Raw genomic sequence first — 17372 nt, 5'->3', positions numbered from 1 at the left:
GCGCCCAACGGACCGTCGGTGACGCACTGATGGCCCGGAGAGGAGTCTCCGGGCCATCGTCGTGCCGCGTGCGGGAGAGGAGAATCGCCCCGGTGGCCCTGCCCGCATCGTCGTCCGCCGAGCGCGTCCTCGGGCTGCTCCGCTGCCTCGTGCAGGTCGCCCTCGGTGCGCTCTTGGCGGCCCCGTGCCGGACGCGCGCGGTGGCGCACGACGCGGCCCGGAGCCCGCTTCGCGACACCTATATCAGTTGCTCGGTCGTCACGGTCGTCCTGTCGGTGGCGGCCATGGTGACACTCCTCCTTGCGTCGGTGTGTTTCCCTGACGCGCGACCGCCTGCCCCGCACCTTCCGGGGCAAACACCCCAAACACCCCAAACACCCACAACACCCACAAAAAACGCTGTCACTTCAATGGTCCACCGCGCGGGCTGCCGTCCGGGTCGGAAGTCCGCAGTGGTGCGCGAGGGCCGCGGGCGAGGTGGTGCTGGAGGCGGGCGTGGCGGAACTGGTAGACCGCACCGGCCTGACGGAGCACGCCCCGCCGGTAGGCGTCTTCGAGGAAGGCGACGACGGACCAGGGGAGCCGGCCGGTCAGCGGCAGCCAGATCCGGGAGAAGACCGTCCACTGGCCCCAGGAGGTCAGGCTGAACGCGTAGCCGAAGGCGCCGCCGAGCCCGCTGATGAGGCCCAGTTTGAGTGCGGCCGTCAGGTTCCAGACGACCGGACCCAGCACCGCCGCCGCGGGGTAGACCACCGCCAGGGACCCGAAGCCGACGAGCACGCCGAAGACCGGGGACCAGACCAGGAGCTGGGTGGCGACGGTACGGCCGTTCGTCCGCAGCAGGCTGATCGGATTGAGGGCGGAGCGGATGTCGAGCGGGGTCTCGAAGAGGGTGAGCAGTCCGAGGGCGGGGCCGGCCGCCAGGGCGAACATCACGCCGTAGAGGACGCCGTCGCCGATGCTGCCGGCCAGGACGAACGGGAGCGGGGCGTGGACGAGGGCGCCGTTGAGGACCCCGCGCACGAACCCGTAGCCGACGCCGAACACCAGGCCGCAGAGCGCCCCGATCATCAGGCGGCGGACGGGATTCCGCCCGGTTCTCCGCTCCCCGCTGCGGATTCTCATGCGGACGACGGACGGCTCCACGGCCGCGTCCTTGGCCGCGACCATGAACCAGTACGCGATCCCGAACAGGAGCCCCGTGAGGAGCCCCGCCACCAGCCCGTCCATGAGCTGGTACGCCACGGAGTCGAAGAGGGTGCCGACGACGCCGTCGACGAGCGCGATGGTCAGGCCGATGACCAGGGCGGTGACCAGGGTGCGGGTGGTGCGGCGCATCCCGTAGCCCAGGCGCCACCACTCCAGGTCGGGGGTGTCGAGCCGGTTCAGGTGCTGGGCCAGGTAGCCGAGCCAGTGCCGGGCGCGTTCCGGGTCCCAGGCGCGGAGCGGCCCGCTGCCGGGGCGGGGGCGGTAGGCGGCCGTGACGAAGTTGTCGAGGAGGTGGTCCTCCAGTTCCTCGGGGGTGCCGAAGTGGCGGGTGTCCAGCAGCGCGGCCGGGTCGCCGTCGGGGGCGTCGCTGTGGACGGCGCGGGCGAGGGTGACCATCAGCGGAGTGGTCAGCACCGCGGCGAGGTTGGTGCCCGCCCGGCTGCGCGGTCGCTCGCGCAGGGCGTGCAGTACGGGTTCCCAGCCGGTCGCCGGGCGGCCGCCGGCCTTGCGGGTGGTGCGCGGCAGGTACGCGGCCAGATCGTCCAGGGTGAGGTCGGTGAGTTCGACCGCGGCGGCGGAGGTGAGGACGTCGGTCTCGGCCACCGCGGCGGCGTACTCGGCCGGACGGCTCGTCAGGAGCAGCGGCAGCGTCGTCGCGTTGAGGGCCTCCAGCGCGGGGCGACGCAGGCCGTCGGCGATCTCGTCGAAGCCGTCCAGCACGGGGAGGATCCGGCCGGTCTCGACGAGCCCCTCGGCGAGGTTCGTCCCACCGGGCCCGGGGGCGGCGAGGCCGGGATGATCGCGTCTGAGTTGCGCGGCGAGCCAGTCCCGGAGGGTGATGGCGGTCGGGTCCCACGAGCCGATGCTGAAGATCACCGGCACGGCGTCGGCGCGCCCCCTGGCCTTCAGGTGGTCCAGGGCGAACCGCACGGCGAGGATCGTCTTGCCGGAGCCCGAGCGGCCCAGCACCACCAGTCGCCCGGACGGGATGCGCCGGTACACGTCCACGATCGCGTCGAGTTGCCCGCCCAGTTCCAGGGGGGTGGGGGCGCTCCCCGGGGGCAGGCGGCGGATGTTGGCCCAGTGGTCGGTCAGCTCCTCGGCGACCGGCCGCCAGCGCACCGGCAGCGGATAGGGGTCGTGGACCTGTCGCTGTTCCTCCTCGCGCCGCCAGCGGGCCGCCACCGTCTGCGCGACCTGGTCGGCGACGTCGGCCAGGACCTCGTGCAGCGGCGACCGTGTCGGACCGCTCGCCGGCGGCTCGGGGGCGGTGCCGGCGGCGGGCGGAACGGGTGGTTCCGCCGGACTCTCGGCGTCCGGAAGCTCGCCGCCCGGGGATCTCAGGACGGCCGTCGACAGGAGCCGTTCGCGTTCCTCGGGACGCAGCCCGAGCGCGTCGGCCAGCAGCCGCACGGTGGTCACCCGTGGGTCGGCGCGTTCGCCGGTCTCCAGCCCGCGGATGGTGCGGACGCCCACCCCGGCGCGTTCCGCCAGGGCTTCCTGCGTCAGGTTCGCCTCCCGCCGCAGCCTCTTCAACAGCGCACTGAACTCACTGGTCACGAGTCTCGGCCTTCCCCCGGCATGTCGATCTCCCCAGGTGAGGGACTCTAGCGCGGCCACCGGCCGGATACGGCCGGTCTGCCGGCCTGTTCGTTTCACCGCCCCGGGACCAGCGTCGTCGGCAACCGTCCGACCGCCTCAGCTCAGGAGAGCCCGCAATGCCGATCTCCGCGGCCCTCGACCGACCGACCGCCACCGAACTCACCGGCCAGGAGCGCGAAGTGCTCCGCGCGGTCGGCTGCGGCCTGACCGACGGCGAGGTCGCCGGTGTCCTCGCCCTGCCCGAGCACGCGGTCGACGTCCACCTCCGCCGGATCCTCGCCAAACTGCAACTGCGCGACCGGGCCGCCGCCATCGTCCACGCCTTCGACTGCGGGCTGGTCGTGCCCGGGCGGGGCCCCCGCGTGGCGGCCCGCCCCGTGCCGCGGGCCGTCGTCCGCCGGGCGTCGGAACGGCGGGTGCGGATCTCCGTGCTCGGACCGCTGCGGGCGTCGTACGACGGGCAGCCGGTGGACCTGGGGCACCTCCGCCAGCAGGCCGTGCTGGCGGCGTTGGCGCTGTGCCGGGACCGGACGGTCAGCAAGGACGAACTGCTCGACGGGATCTGGGGGATGGAGCCGCCGCTCACGAAGGTCGTGCCGGTCTACATCTACCGGCTCCGCAAGGTCCTCCAGACCGGGAACGGCACGGAGTCGGTGATCCGGCACGACCGGTGCGGCTACCGGTTGGTACCCGGCGCGGTCGAGGTGGACGAGGCGCGCATGGAGGAACTGGTCACCGCCGCCGGTGCGGCCGAGCGGGCCGGTGAACTGGCCGAGGCGGTCCGCGTCCACGCCCAGGCGCTGGCCCTGTTCGGCAGCGAGCCGCTCGCCGGACTCCCGGGCCCGTTCGTGGAGTTGGAGCGGCTGCGGCTCGCCGAGCGCCGGACCGGGCTGCTGCTGCGCAAGCTGGACCTGCAACTGCGGCTGGGCCGGCACTCCGAGACGGTCGGCGAGCTGTGGGCGCTGGCCACGGCCCAGCCGTTGGACGAGCCGGTCGCCGCGATGCTGATGCGCGCGCTGTGTCTCAGCGGCCGGCAGGCCGATGCGCTGTCCGTCTTCGAGCGCACCCGCCGCCGGTTGGCCGACGAATTGGGGGTCCCGCCCAGCCGGCTGCTCCAGCGGACCCACCAGACGATCATGCGCGGGTGCGATGCCGGCCTCGCTCCGACCGCGCCATGACCGGACCGACGCCGCGCACCCGCGGAGCGGAGCTGCTGCTGGCGCGGATCTCCGCGGCGGCCGGCCGCGCCCGCCTCGGCCGACGACGGGCCACCTACCCGGCGACCGCCCACCGCCCCCGTGCGCGCAGGGGCCCGTTCCGAGCGGTCCGCCTCCTGGCGGACCTCGCCCGAGGCGGCGGGGCCACCGCGTCGCGGGCGAGTCCGAACGCGCGACTGGACCTGTACGAGCACGGGGCGACCGTCGCCCTGAACGGCCGGATCCACGTCGTCCGCTACGACACCACCTCGATGTTCCGGCACCGCACCCGGTCGCGCGGAGCCGCCCCTTCCGGCACCGCCGTCCTCCACACGCTCACCGACGTCGACCGGCGGCGCCTGGTGCTGCGCGGCGGTCCGGACGGCGGTGAACCGCTGGCCTGGGAAGCGGAGCTCCAACGGGCCGTCACCGGCGCCCAGTTACCCGGCGCCCTGGCCGCGCTCCAGCGGGGTCAGCGCCTCTCCTTCGGAGACGTCTGGTTGACCGGGGAGCAGGTCGGATCGGGCGGACGGTGCACGACGTGGTCACAGGTGCAGCGGATCGGCGTGCAGGACGGGTTCCTCGTGCTCACCACCGGTGGTGAGCAGCACCGGTGGGGACCGGAGTCCAGGATCCCGAACCCCTTCGTGTTCTGGGCGCTCGTCGAACGCCACCGCACCGACGACACCCGCTGACCCCAGGGGGCCCGGGGCGCCGTCCGCTGCGTCGGTGCTCCGTCCCCCGTTCCCCCGTGTTTCATCCCTATTCCAACGACGGCGGCTAACGTCGTTCCCTCACGGACGACTTGTCCCGTCCCAGCTCAAGGAGAAGCCGAGCGATGACCCTGCGCGCCAGATGGAAGACGGCGATCGGCACGGCCGGCGCGACGGCCGCGGTGGCCCTCACCGCCGTCACGCCCACCGTCGCCCACGCGGCTCCGGTGCACCACTACTACCTGGAGATCGGCGGCACGGGCTCGGCGGCGCCCGCGCCCGACTGCACCTCCACCTTCGCGTTCGCCAACAAGCACCTCGACGGCGGCATCCCGGTGCCCGTCTGCTACCCGGCGAGCGCCGGCCCCTGGCTCAACGGCCACAACGCCCCCGACGTCGGCGCCCTCAGCTACGACGCCAGCGTCCGGGAGGGGTACCGCAACCTGCTGGCCGCCGCCGAGAAGACCTACCACCGCGATCCACACGCCCGCTTCACGATCGTGGGGTACTCCCAGGGCGCCCAGGCGGCCGACCAGGTGCTCCGGACGATCGCCGAGGGCCGCACCGCGATACCCCGCTCCCAGGTGAACGGCATGCTCTACGCCGACCCCATGCAACCCGGCACCGGCATCTGGGCGCGGGTTCCGCAGGGTTGGAGCGCCCTGGGGTTCACGTCCACGGGGGCCGCTCCGGCGAAGTACGACGGTGTCCCGGTGCGGCGCTTCTGCATCCGCACCGACCTTGCGTGCGACGCCACCTCGATCCGGTCCGTGCCCGGATTCCTGAACCAGCACCCCAAGTACTGGCAGGACGGCAACGTCATGACGCAGACCATCGGCCACGACGGCGGTGACGGCACCACCTGGTACGACGCCCAGTAGGCCGTCGGCCGCAACGCTGCGGGGCAGCCGCCGAGACGTTCCGAACGTCCGGCGACCGCCCCGCAGTCCTGCGCCGGGCACGGACGCCCGCGGCCGCCGCTCAGGTGCGGTAGGCGTAGTACGCGGCGCTCGGGTACGACGCGATGATGCTGGCCACCGACCTGTTGTAGGTGTCGGTGGAGTGGTACGTGAGGTACGGCACGCCCTGCCGGCTGCGGCTGGTGACGATCATGGAGTGGTCCTTGGACCCGTCGCGGTCGAAGTCCAGTTGCAGCACGTCACCGACGTCCATCTGGTAGACGTTGGCGAGGCTGGTGGCCCGCTTGGAGGACAGCGCGAACCAGGAGAACTCGTTGACGCCGACGAAGGAGTCCGACTGGATCTCGGCGTTGCCGAACCACTTGTGGAAGTCCGTCGTGTAGCCGGGGACGTGCTGCCACCCGCCCGCCTTCAGGGCCTGGCTGACGAAGTTGGTGCAGTCCCCACCGGCGCCGGCGTCACTGAAGTCGGGGTAGTCCGGGTTGTACCGGCTCCAGTACTTCGCCGCGTACGCCGCCATGGCGGCGTAGTCGTACCCGGTGGCCGTGAAGTTCTTCGGGTTGGCCGGCGCGGGCCGCGTGGTGGCCGAGCGGGTGGCCGAGGGCGGGTCGTCGGAGGTGGCCGGCGCGGCGACGCGGGGCCTGGCCACCTGGTTCACCGCGAGGTAGCCGTCGTCGGTGTCGCGGACGTCGGTCAGTTGCCAGGCGTCGTCGCGGTCGGCCTGGAAGGTCAGCCGGTGGTGGGCCTGGAAACCGGTGGTCCCGGGCCGGCCGGGCTCGGCCTTCTCGTACGTCAGGGACGTGGTCTCGGTGACGTCTACGGTGGCCCGACGCCCCGTCAACGTCGCCCCGTCGAGGACGACTTCGGTGCTGGCTCCGCGGTACTTCTCACCGAGTTGGGCCAGCCGGGACTTGCGGGCGCGCAGGGCGTCGAGCGTGGCGCCCTCTTCGCGGGCCTGCGCCGCGGACAACCGCACCTGCCCGGTGAAGCCGGACGTCCGACGCGGGTGCGCCTGCTGAGGTCCGCCGCCGGCGCCGTCCACCAGGGACTGCGTGCGATCGGCGAAGACCGCATCGGCCAGCCGCTGGAAAGTCGCCTTGGTGGCCCGGTCCATGGTCGGGCCGTCGGCGACCGCCGCGCCGGCGGTTCCGCTGGGCAGCACGACTCCGGCGGCCAGTGAGGCTGCCGCCACCGCGATGACGGTGGTGCGGCTCCGCCCGCGGCCTGTTCTTCTCGATGTCAACGATGTTCCCCTCTACGCCGGCACACGGACCGGGCGAGCGCATTTTCGCATGAGATGTGTGCATGACGTGAAGGGGTGCGCACAATTGCAGCCAGGTTGAATGCGGGGTCACTTGACGACCGTGGACCAGTCCGGGGCCTGTGCCGGATCCAGTCCGCGCAGCCGCTGCAGCGTCTCGGGCCGCTGCACGTCCAGCCAGTCGGCGAGCTCCTTGAAGGACACGCACTTGACGCCCTTCTTGGTGCAGGTCTTCTTGATCACCTGGTCGATGGCCTTCATGTAGATGCTGCCGTTCCAGTCCTCGAAGTGGTTGCCGATGAACAGCGGCGCCCTGCTGCCGTAGTAGACGCGGTCGAAGCCCGCCATGTAGGAGTCGACGGTCTGCTGCTCCCAGGTCGCGTACTTGGCCGGATCACCCTTGGTCTCGCCCTTGGACTGGTTGTAGAGGAAGTTGAAGTCCATCGACAGGCCCTGGTAGTTGCCGCCGGGGTACGGCAGCATCTGGAGCGGGAAGTCCCAGACGCCGTCCTTCTTGGTCGGCCATATCTGGAAGTCGCCCGGGGAGCTCGCGTCGTAGCGCCAGCCGTAGCTCTTCATGGCCTTGAGCAGGTTCGGTTGCCCCTCCAGGCAGGGGGCGCGCCCACCCGTCACCTCCTTGCGGAAGTCGAAGGGCAGGGCGGGAACGTCCCGGTAGCCGGTGTTCGTCCGCCACTTCTCCACGAAGTCGTAGAACTGGTCGATCTCGCTCTTCCACTCCGCCACGCTCCAGTCGCCGCCCCCCTTGGCGCCGCAGAAGTGGCCGTTGAAGTGGGTGCCGATCTCGTTGCCGTCCTCGTAGGCCGCGGAGAGTTGGGTCAGGGTGGTGCGGATGTGCTCGTCGGTGGGATAGCTGATCGCGGCGGAGCCCACCGGGTGCTGGGGCGGGTGGTAGAGGTCCTGCTTGCTCTTGGGCAACAGGTAGATGCCGGTGAGGAAGAAGGTCATGTGGGCGTCGTTGTCCTTGGCCAACTCGCGGTAGTGCGAGAAGAGCCGCTCCTCGCCCTCCAGCGCGCCGTCCCAGGAGAAGACGACGAACTGCGGCGGCTGCTCGCCGGGCTTGAGGGGCTTCGCCGCCAACTGCTTCTTCTGCGGCCCGGTGTAGGAGGTCGAGCCGTCCCCGAGGATCTTGGTCTTGCCGTCCCAGGCCGGCTCCTTGGGGGGCTTGGCCGGCCCCCGGTCGAGCGAGGCGCCCTTGTGGCCGGAGGACGCCTGGGCGTCGCCGTTGGCCTGGTCGAGCACCAGGTACCCCGCGACGGCCGAGCAGACGACGAGGACGGCGGACGCGAGGACCGCGGAGCGGGTGCGGAGGGTGCGGTGGGGTGCGCGCGCCTTGCGGCGGCGGCCTGGAGTCGACTTCATTCGGGGCCCAAATCTGCGGTGGGAGGTTCCGGTCCGGATGCGGTGCGTGCGAGGGCGGGCGGTCTACCGGTCAGTGCAGTGGGCTCGCGGCGCCCGCCCAGATGGTGTAGGGAACGCTGTCGGCGGCGGTTCCGGCGAGCCCGCCCAGCGGCAGTGGTTCGAGGCTCTTGGCCAGGTCCATGCGGTAGACGACCACGGCCGTCGAGACGGCGCGGGCCGTGCCGACGTACCAGGCGGCGGTGTCGTCGGCGGTGGTGCCGGCCTTGCCGGACACCGCGGCCGATGCGGGCGCGGCGCCCGGGTGGGCGGAGCGGAACGCGTCCGTGAGCGCCCGCGTCACCTCCGCGGCCACCCCGGCGGTGACCGCGCGGCGCTTCTCCGGGGTGTCCAGCGGCACGGCGGCACCGTTCCGGGTGATCTGCCGCACGGAGTACGGTTCGACGTGCTGTCCCGCGGCCGCGAAGGTGGCGTAGCCGCTGGCCATTCGGATCGCGCTCGGTGTGGAACTGCCCAGGGACAGGTCGGGGACCTGGGGCCCCATGCTGCCGGGCAGCAGTCCGGCCGCCTGGGCCGTCTGCTTGACCTTGTCCAGGCCGGTGTCCATGCCCAACTGCATGAAGGGTGTGTTCACCGACTCGGCGAGCGCCTTGCGGAGCGTGATCGGGCCCCACGATGTGCGGTCGTCGTTGTGGGCGGCGACCTTCTTGCCGCTGCGGTTCCAGTAGGGGCCCTCCGGCGTGCTGACGGGCACGCCGTCGTTGCCGTCGTAGCGGGACTGCGCGGTGACCTTCTCCCGGGGCGCGTCCCGCCGCTTGACGACGCCGTGTTCGAGCCCGGCCGCGTAGACGAACGGCAGGAAGGCCGAACCGGCCGGCACGGTCGCGGCGTTGGATTCGTTGTAGCCCTGTTTCCGGTGGTCGGGGCCGCCGTAGACGGCGAGGACGCGGCCGTCCGTGGCCACCGAGGCGATGCCGTAGTGGGCGGTTGCCGCCGCGGCCGGGTCGCTCTGCCGGGCCTCCTTGCGCGCCGTGGCCACCAGGCCGTCGAGCGCCGCCTCCCGCTTGCGGTCGAAGGTGGTGTAGACCTGGTAGCCGCCCAGGTCGAAATCCCTGGCCGGAATGTGCCCGGCCTTCTGGGCGTACTGGGAGGCGACCTCGACGAGGTAGTCGCTCTGCTGGCCGGTGTCGTACAGCGGGTTCTGCTTGAGCGGCTCGGGGAAGGCCCGGTACTTGGCCCGCTCGTCCGGCGACAGCTTGCCGATCCGCACCATCCGGTCCAGGATCCACTTCCAGCGCTCCACCGCCCGCTGGTGGTTGGCGGCGCCGAGCGTGGGGTCGTACAGTCCGGCGCCCTTGAGCAGCGAGGCGAGGAACGCCGCCTGGCTCACGTCGAGTTCGCTGACGTCCTTGCCGTAATAGGCTTGTGCGGCGCGCTGGATGCCGTAGGTGCCGCGACCGAACCAGCTGGTGTTGAGGTACCCCTCCAGGATCGCGTCCTTGCTCATCCGGTTGTCGAGCTTGAGGGCGATCATCGCCTCGGTGAACTTGCGGCTGAGGGTCTGGTCCTGGTTCAGGTAGACGTTCTTGACGTACTGCTGGGTGATGGTCGAGCCGCCCTGGGTGTCCCCCCGGCCGACCGTCCGCCACAAGGCGCGGGTGAGGCCCTTGAACGAGACGCCCGGGTCCTCGTAGAAGCTCTCGTTCTCGGCCGCCAGCACGGCCCAACGGACGTCCTCGGGTATCTCCTTCAGCGGCATCGCCTGCCGCTGGACCCATCCGGTACGGGCCATCGGCGTGCCGTCGGACCAGAAGTACACGTTGTCCTGCTGGGTCGCGTACGTGTTCAGGTCCGTGGGGATGTCGGTGGTGGCATAGGCGATGCCCAGGAACAGACCGGTCAGGCCGACGGCCGTCGACGCGACGCCCAGCCACTGCCGCCACGAGGGTGCCCAGCGACGCCAACCGGTGCGGCCCGGACGCGGATAGCGTGGCTTGATCCGGCGGGTGAACGGGGCCAGCCGCGCGACGAGGGCACCCAGTTGCGCGCCCAGGCGTATGCGGGCCGAGGAGGGCCGTACGGCCCGACGTCGGTCGGCGCGCCCGCCGGACCGCTCCGACCGCGGCGCCGGCGCGGCCCCGTCGGCCGCTGTGGGCGGTGGCATCCTCAGCTGCAACGTGTACTCGGGGTCCGCGGGCGTCGTGGCCCGCACGCCGTCGCTCGCGCCGGTCAGGGGCTCCCGCGGCGTCCGCCGCCGACGGCCCGACGGCCCGCGGGTCTCATCCGGCCCGCTCGGCCCCCGCCCAGTCGCTGTCACTGCGTCTTCCCTCCGCGCTGCGCGAGTGGCCCGCCCGGGGCGCCGCAGCCGCCGCAGACGCAACTGCCATCACCCCACCCCCTCCAGCCACGCCGCGGTCTTCACCACTTATACAAATCTATCAGTGACCTTTTCGAAATCTCCATGCACGGCTCGAACATGGAAGCAATTCGGACGGGGTCCGGCGGCCGATGACCTCGCCGCCCCACCGCGCCTCGCCGCGCCCGCCGCACCGGATCGCCGTCGAGGGGAACGCGCTCCACCCCCACGCGCTCAGCGCCCGGCTTCCTCCGGTGTGCAGTTCACCCACTGCTAACACACCTGTGTACCCGTTGCGCACGACAATCGCGGCCGAGTGCACCAACGTTGGCGTGCACAGGAACGACGCACAGACACGTTCGCACCTGTACAGGGGGAGGTTCACCGAGGGACACGTGTGACGGACGCGCGTCCCTCTCATCGCGGCCGACCGTGCCCGGGGCCAGCACCCGTCGCCCCGGCCCGCACCCGCACCGAAGCCCTTTCGGGTGCCTGATCCGCACGCACCCGCCCCCGCTCCGCACAGACAGTTCAGCATCGGACGAGGAGAACGTCATGAAGCTCAAGAATCGCCTCTCGGCCCTGGCGGCCACCACGGCGCTGCTCGCCGGTTTGGGGGGCACGGTCGGCGCCACGACCGCCCAGGCCGCGAGCCCCTGCGACCGCCCCTCGGTCACCAACAACTCCAGTGGATACGGGTACTTCCTCGGGGACTACCGCCTGAAGACCGCGCCCGCCGCGGAGTGCGGCACCGTCGTGACCGTGGCGTCGGGCTCCAAGTTCTACATGTGGTGCTACGTCACGAACTACTACGGCAACCTGTGGATCTACGGCAGAGTCGAGGGCACCGAGGTCAAGGGGTGGGAGTCCGGTGACAACGTGTCTTGGGTGAGCGGGTCGCTCAACCACTGCTGAGGCAAGTCGTCCGCGCGCCCTGCCGCTGAGGAGGGCCACCGTTCCCGCGTAGCGGGGCGGGCGCGTGGGGACGGTCCCGAGGGCACGGACTTCGCCGCTCCGCCAGCGCGGCGAAGTCCGGCTTCGCCTCGAAGACGGAACGACATGGAGTCGAGCGAACGGTTGGAGCGGTCGATCCAGGTGTGACACCGGGCCGCTCGACTCGACGGCGCGGTCGACTAGGCTGCGGCGCATGGCCTCCACCTCGTACAACCGGCAGGGCGACGCCACCCGGCAGCGGCTGATCAAGGCCGGGGAGCGCTTGTTCGCCGCACACGGTGTGGACGCGGTGTCGGTGCGGGCCATCAACGCCGCGGCCGGGCAGGGACCCGCTTCGGTGCACTACCACTTCGGCTCCAAGGAGAACTTGGTGGCCGCGGTGCTGCTCGGCGTCGGGGCCGCGGTGCGCGATCAGATCGCCGGCAACGTGGACGCGCTCGCCGCGCGGCGAGCGGCCCCCACCGCGGCCGACGTGGTGCGCGCCCTGACCGACCCCTATCTGGCCCTCCTCCTCAAACACCGGGTGCGCGGCATGCGCTGGGTGAAGATCGTGGTGCAGATCTCGCGGGCCGGCCGGCCCGCCATCGAGTCCACCGGTCAGGACGCCGTCGCAGCGGGCCTGCGCGAGCAGGTGCAGCGCGCCTTCCCCGACTGCGCCGCCGAACGGATCGAGTTGCGCTGGCCGATCGTGGTGATGGGATTCCTCCAGACGTTGAGCCAGGCCGACGACCTTGCGACGCGGGGCAGCCGGCTCGGCCGCGACGAGCTGGTCGCGTTCTACGAGGACCTGGTGGACTTCGTCATCGGTGGCGCGGAGCGCATGTTGGGATGACGGGGCCGGCCGGTGTCAGTCGTCGGCCGTGCGCCGCGGCAGCACCATGATCTTCACGTGTTCCGCGGGGTCCCGCAGGGCGGCGAAGGCGTCCGCGACGCCTTCGAGCCCCACCCGGCCGGTGATGAGTGCGTCCGCGTCGATCTCGCCGTCGGCCAGGCGCTGCAACACGATCTCGTAGGCACGATCGGTGGGACCCTGGCCGAAGTTGACCGTGATCCGCCGGAGTTGGCCGACCACCGGAATGATGGTCTCGTCGGCGAACGGTGCGGCCAGGACCTGAATGCGCGAGTCGTGCGGCAACTGGTGGAGCAGGGCGTTGAGCATGCCGGCCCGGCCACTGCACTCGTAGGCGATGAGGGTGCCGTCGCCGGCCGCACCGTCCGCACCGTCCGCCACCAGCGTGTTCCACAACGCGACGGGGTCCCGTTCGGTCGGGTCGACGACGTGGTCGGCGCCCAAGGCGGCGGCGAGTTCGCGCCGCTTGGGCGAGGGCTCGGAGGCGATGACGGTGCGCGCACCGCGAGCCTTGGCCGCGACGATCGCGCCCAGTCCGATCGTGCCGCAGCCGATGACCAGGGCCGAGTCCGCCGGGGTGAGGCCGGAGCGCTGGACGTGCATCTCGCCGACGTGGAGGGGTTCCGCCAGCGCCGCGTGTTCCAGGGAGAGGCCCTCGGGGACGTGCCGGGCCCAGGCGACGTCGACCGTGATGTACTCGCCGAACGCGCCGTGATAGGCGTTCGAGTACCCGATGATCTTGGGGATGCCGGTCGAGGTGTCGGTGGCGATGCCCAGGCCCGCCACCCGGTCCCCGACGGCGAAGTCGGTGACCTCGGCGCCGGTCTCCGCGACCGTTCCCGCGAACTCGTGCCCCAGGACCACCGGTCGCCGCGGGTCGAACTGGGCGAGGGGGTAGTCGGCGCCCTCGACCACCTCGACGAACCGGCACGGGTCCTTCGACACCGTCAGGTCGCTTCCGCAGATGCCGCACGCGGCCACCTCGATGCGCAGCTGCCGAGGGCCGAGCGGCGGCAGCTCGGGTACGTCGGTGAGCGTGAAGGCCCCGTCCAGGTACTGCACCGCGCGCATGGTTCAGGCTCCCCTCCCGGCCGATTCGCCGTAGTAGTCCGTGTGTGCCTTGGTGAGCGCCCCGACCAGCCGGCCGATCAGCTGCTCGCGGTGGTCCTCGGCGAACCGGAGACTGGCCTGCCGGTTGCGGTTCCGCCCGCGGAAGTGCGGGACGACCTCGGAGGCGAAGAGCTCGTAACTGCGCCTGGTGTCCTCCCAGTTGGCCATGTCCACGTGCAGGATCAGCAGTGTGCCGAAGCCGCCGGTCTTCTCGATCAGCCGCTCGATCTGGGCGATCGCCTGGTCCGGGGTGCCGATGACGGCCCGGCCGAACTCCCCGAGGGAGTCGTTGCGCCAGTGGTCGATCACACCCCGCGGGGTCCGGCCCCATTCCGGGTAGCGGCCGTTCTGCCGGTTCGCGTACGCGGCCATGGCCTGGATGCGGCGACTGACGGCCCGCTCGGCCTCGGCCTGGGTCTCGGCCAGGAACATCGGGTTGACCAGGCGCCACCGCGCCCGGTCGGCGACGTGCCCGTGCTCGGCGGAGACCTTCTCGTAGATCTCCCAGTTCCGGTCGAGCGCGTCGAAGCCCGACGGGGAGCTCGCGGCCAGCGACAACAGCGACAGGCCGTTCCGGCCGGCGAGGACCGACCCGTTCGGGGAGACCGTGGAGGCGGCCACGACCTCGATGCCCGCCGGATCGTAGGTGGGCAGTTGGGCGCGAGCGTCGCGGAGAGTGAACCAGTCGGTCTCCATGGTCACCACCTCGCCGCGCAGCAGCGGCAGCACGGCGTCGAGCGCCTCGCCCTGCATCCGCCGCTGGTCGGCGGGGTCGATCCCCATCATGTGGGCGTCGAGCGGGATCTTGCCCGGGCCGGTGCCGAGGACGACCCGGCCGCGGGTCTGGAGGTCCAACTGCGTGATGCGGTCGACGGTGACCAACGGATGGTGGTACGGCAGCGAGACGACGCCGGTACCGAACCGGATGCGGGAGGTGCGCTCGGCGGCGGCCGCGATGAACTGGTCGGGAGCGGGAACGATCTCGGCGCCGGTCGAGTGGTGCTCGCCGATCCAGGCTTCCTCGAAGCCCAGATGGTCGAGGTGCGCCATCAGATCCAGATCGCGCCGCAGTTGCAGCGCCGGATCGGCGTCCAGCGGATGGAACGGGGCCAGGAACGCCCCGAACCTCAACGAGTCGGCCTTCCACATGATGTGACGTCTCCTCACATGACGCAACAGACGCGAGCGGGGGAGCACTTGGGCGAGCGCCTCGCTGTCTATCACACAATTGAATCACTTGATAGAAGTCTTGCGACGGGGTCGGCCCCTCCGAGGGGGCGTGGCGCCCCTCTAGGACCTGCCCCGGCGCTCACATGCGGAGTCAGATGACGCGGGCTGCGACGGTGATGGTGCCGAGGAAGACGTAGCCGCGCATGTCGCAGCGAGTGGCCATGGTCCGAGCGTGCTTGAGCCGGTTGACCGTCCGCCCGACGGTGTCGAGTTACGCGTACCCCGCGCTGGAGCCTGGCGGCCGTCCGTCACATGAGCTTCTCGCCGACGGATGGCCCGGGCCCTCACTTCCCGAGCCACCTGCATTGACGCCTACCGTGTGCCGTGCGCGCGCACGATGGTGGAGTTCACCGCGAAGTCCCCATCGATCTCACCCGCCATGTCAGCAGCGGCCTGGACCTCCTGAAGCCGACGCTTCCACGTTCCGCCGGCCGACCAGAGTCGATGGTGTTCGTACACTGCCTTCCCGGACCCGAACCGTTTCGGCCGGTCACGCGACAACAACGCGGTTCGAGGCCGGTGGAGACTGTCGTCGATCGCCTACCTGTAGCCGGAACTCACAGGCGGGAACAGTGGGCAGAAGCACAGAGGCCAGACTGGTGCCGTACGCTCCGCACGACTGATCACGATCTTCGGGAGACACGGCATGACCAACGTGGTGAACTCGGTGTCGGGCAACGCCACCATCGGCGGCAAGCTCATCCAAGCGGGCAGTCTGCCCGGCTTCTCGTTCACCAACGGTGGTGTGGCATCGGGTGCGGTGGAACTGAGCGCGGAGCAGCTGGACCGGACTGTGGCGCTCCTGGAGTTCCTGGCTGCGCTGGATACGAAGAAGACCTTGGAAGCAGAGGCCCTGGTGGCCGAGCTGCGCTCGCTCTGAGCAGCCGGGAAACGGTCTGGTGCACCTTCGTGGAGGTGGGTGTGCCGTACCGCTCGCGTCGCCCCTCGAAGAGGGGAAGGCTTCGGTCGCGGCCCTTGCGAATAGGGATCGGGAGAATTGCCGGGACGGTCCGTCGGAACATCCGACGGACCGTCCCGGACCGGAGTCGAGCTCCATCACTGTCTTGATCAAGAAAGTGTGAGCTGTTCAACGCCGTCGATAGCGCGCTGCGGCCCAGACGCCCGCCGCGACGGCGGGAACAACGAGCAACCATCCGGTGTCATCGCTCATCGCCGCGTATTTCGAACCACTAGCAGCCGAGACAATCGCGGACAGCGCGAGGAAGACGACAACGGTTACGCCACCGCCGATTGCAATCTCCGTCCACCAGTTCCGCCGGCTACGGCTCATACCCGTGATCATCTCTCATTCCGTTGCTATTTGGTGATGTAGTGGCACTGAACGGCCTTGCGCTGCCCGTTGATCCACAACTGGGCGCAGGTCTTGCCTGCTTTGACCGTCTTGGCCCCCTTGCTCAGCATGGGAACGGTACCGGTCTTGCATGAACCATTGAGCGGGCCCTTGTCGATGCGGTAGGTCTTGTTGTTGGTGTCCGCGTAGTGGAACTCGATGCGGGTGTTGCAGAACTTGGCGGCAAGAGCCATCGGGCCTACGCAGTCAACGCCAGCCCGCTGAGAGTTGATCTTCAGCCCCTTGCCGCTGACGGCATGCGTGAGGAAGCAGCCCGCGGGGACCTTGATCGTCAGTCCGCCTGCGCTGTAGGTGAAGGCGCCGATCGCGGTCGAACCAGCCGCCGAGCGCAGCACCGGCGGATTCTCGTCGGTCTCCGTGGCCGGTTGGCCAGCATCAACGGCCGCCGGGACGGCGGGCGTCGGGGCCGCGGAAGCCGGGGCCGCGAGTGCCAGAACCGCCGCACTGGCCGTGGCGCCGACGGCAGCGGTGATGAGGGTCTTCGATATGGGCAAAGCAGTGACTCTTTCCGGTCTCTACGGCAGGAAGCGCAAATCCGCTTTCGTATCGGCTGATGGCGTAGGTGTGTGCCGGCGCACGTCAGTCGCCTGCACCGTTCCCGGTTCGGGCGGTGTGCCGCCAAGATCAGAGAGGGAACGACGCACTCGCATGCACCCGCCCTGCGCTGCCGATTAAAGATATCTAAACAGATGGCATTGTTTGAGTAAAGGTGAGGTCAATGGTCAAGCCTTGCGGGATTCGAGGAGTCGCTCAGGTCAGGCAAGTGGAAATCTCAACTGGGTTTCTTTGGCGGCACATTGTGACGGGAAGGCGCCGCTGGCGCCGCACCGCATCGAACCGGCCACCGGCCCGCAGGGCGTTCTGCGTGGTTGAGCGCGCGGAGAAGCTGTCGAGTGCGATCGCGCTACGGATCTTCGATGGGTAGGGGCTGCGCAGGTGGCGACAGAATTCCGGGAACTTCGTGCGGTGCGCTATCGGCTTGATGCGGCCGCAGGGTCTGCATCCTGAGTCAGCGCTTCGTGCTCGGGGCCGTGCGCATCTAGCCGAGCCCGGCTGGCTGCCGCCCGGAGTGCGGCTGGACGGTTGGCGTTCCGAACTGATCCAGGCGCAAGCTGGCTTCAGGCTCGCGCGTGACGGTTACCTCGGCAGGTACACCTTCACCCGCATCGCGCTGTTCGAGGTACTGCTCGCGTCGATCCTCGACGAGGGCGAAGTGCACAAG

General features: G+C 70.6%; 14 protein-coding genes. 6 read left to right on the top strand and 8 right to left on the bottom strand.

Translation table 11 applies throughout. The features are described from left to right. Nucleotides 1–402: 402 nt before the first annotated feature. Nucleotides 403–2769 (bottom strand): NACHT domain-containing protein, encoded by a 2367-nt coding sequence (locus ACLJT4_RS19390; protein WP_411123512.1) that lies wholly within the window; start codon nt 2767–2769, stop codon nt 403–405. Between the two features lie 158 nt (nt 2770–2927). Here ACLJT4_RS19390 and ACLJT4_RS19385 point away from each other — a divergent pair, with 158 nt between their 5' ends. The 3 genes from ACLJT4_RS19385 to ACLJT4_RS19375 all read left to right on the top strand — a co-directional run bounded on the left by ACLJT4_RS19385 (nt 2928) and on the right by ACLJT4_RS19375 (nt 5601). Further along, nucleotides 2928–3989 (top strand): BTAD domain-containing putative transcriptional regulator, encoded by a 1062-nt coding sequence (locus ACLJT4_RS19385; RefSeq protein WP_411123511.1) that lies wholly within the window; start codon nt 2928–2930, stop codon nt 3987–3989. After that, entirely contained in the window at nt 3986–4702 is a 717-nt protein-coding gene (locus ACLJT4_RS19380) for a DUF6585 family protein (protein ID WP_411123510.1), read from the top strand. Before ACLJT4_RS19385 ends, ACLJT4_RS19380 begins: the two co-directional genes overlap by 4 nt. Before the next feature lie 143 nt (nt 4703–4845). After that, complete coding sequence (locus tag ACLJT4_RS19375) at nt 4846–5601, top strand: PE-PPE domain-containing protein (RefSeq protein WP_411123509.1); 756 nt, start codon at nt 4846–4848, stop codon at nt 5599–5601. A gap of 100 nt (nt 5602–5701) precedes the next feature. On the opposite strand, the gene ACLJT4_RS19370 is transcribed toward ACLJT4_RS19375, so the two are convergent. The 3 genes from ACLJT4_RS19370 to ACLJT4_RS19360 form a co-directional block, all read right to left on the bottom strand. Then, the gene (locus tag ACLJT4_RS19370; protein ID WP_411123781.1) at nt 5702–6817 is read right to left on the bottom strand and encodes an amidase domain-containing protein; all 1116 of its coding nucleotides are present in this window, start codon (nt 6815–6817) and stop codon (nt 5702–5704) included. Nucleotides 6818–6991: 174 nt separating this feature from the next. Further along, complete coding sequence (locus tag ACLJT4_RS19365) at nt 6992–8281, bottom strand: hypothetical protein (protein WP_411123508.1); 1290 nt, start codon at nt 8279–8281, stop codon at nt 6992–6994. A 70-nt stretch (nt 8282–8351) separates the two neighbouring features. Continuing rightward, nucleotides 8352–10442 carry a transglycosylase domain-containing protein gene (locus tag ACLJT4_RS19360; protein WP_411123507.1) on the bottom strand — a complete coding sequence of 697 codons (2091 nt, stop codon included), beginning with the start codon at nt 10440–10442 and terminating at the stop codon, nt 8352–8354. Between the two features lie 747 nt (nt 10443–11189). Here ACLJT4_RS19360 and ACLJT4_RS19355 point away from each other — a divergent pair. Together ACLJT4_RS19355 and ACLJT4_RS19350 are read left to right on the top strand one after the other, a co-directional pair. Beyond that, nucleotides 11190–11549 (top strand): hypothetical protein, encoded by a 360-nt coding sequence (locus ACLJT4_RS19355; RefSeq protein ID WP_411123506.1) that lies wholly within the window; start codon nt 11190–11192, stop codon nt 11547–11549. 232 nt (nt 11550–11781) lie between these two features. Then, entirely contained in the window at nt 11782–12420 is a 639-nt protein-coding gene (locus ACLJT4_RS19350) for a TetR/AcrR family transcriptional regulator (protein WP_411123505.1), read from the top strand. A gap of 15 nt (nt 12421–12435) precedes the next feature. Here ACLJT4_RS19350 and ACLJT4_RS19345 read toward each other — a convergent pair whose 3' ends face one another. After that, on the bottom strand, nt 12436–13509 hold the full coding sequence (locus ACLJT4_RS19345) for an alcohol dehydrogenase catalytic domain-containing protein (protein ID WP_411123504.1): 1074 nt from the start codon (nt 13507–13509) through the stop codon (nt 12436–12438). Between the two features lie 3 nt (nt 13510–13512). Then, complete coding sequence (locus tag ACLJT4_RS19340; protein WP_411123503.1) at nt 13513–14697, bottom strand: LLM class flavin-dependent oxidoreductase; 1185 nt, start codon at nt 14695–14697, stop codon at nt 13513–13515. 727 nt (nt 14698–15424) lie between these two features. On the opposite strand from ACLJT4_RS19340, the gene ACLJT4_RS19335 reads away from it, so the two are divergent. Further along, nucleotides 15425–15658, top strand: coding sequence for a hypothetical protein (locus ACLJT4_RS19335; protein WP_411123502.1), 234 nt, complete (start codon nt 15425–15427; stop codon nt 15656–15658). Between the two features lie 207 nt (nt 15659–15865). On the opposite strand, the gene ACLJT4_RS19330 is transcribed toward ACLJT4_RS19335, so the two are convergent. Further along, on the bottom strand, nt 15866–16081 hold the full coding sequence (locus ACLJT4_RS19330; RefSeq protein ID WP_411123501.1) for a hypothetical protein: 216 nt from the start codon (nt 16079–16081) through the stop codon (nt 15866–15868). A 14-nt stretch (nt 16082–16095) separates the two neighbouring features. Continuing rightward, nucleotides 16096–16644, bottom strand: coding sequence for a hypothetical protein (locus tag ACLJT4_RS19325; RefSeq protein WP_411123500.1), 549 nt, complete (start codon nt 16642–16644; stop codon nt 16096–16098). Between the last annotated feature and the right edge of the window lie 728 nt (nt 16645–17372).

The organism is Streptomyces sp. x-19 (assembly GCF_046549115.1).
Taxonomy (GTDB): domain Bacteria; phylum Actinomycetota; class Actinomycetes; order Streptomycetales; family Streptomycetaceae; genus Streptomyces; species Streptomyces albulus_C.
This window is presented reverse-complemented; position numbering and strand designations above follow the sequence as displayed.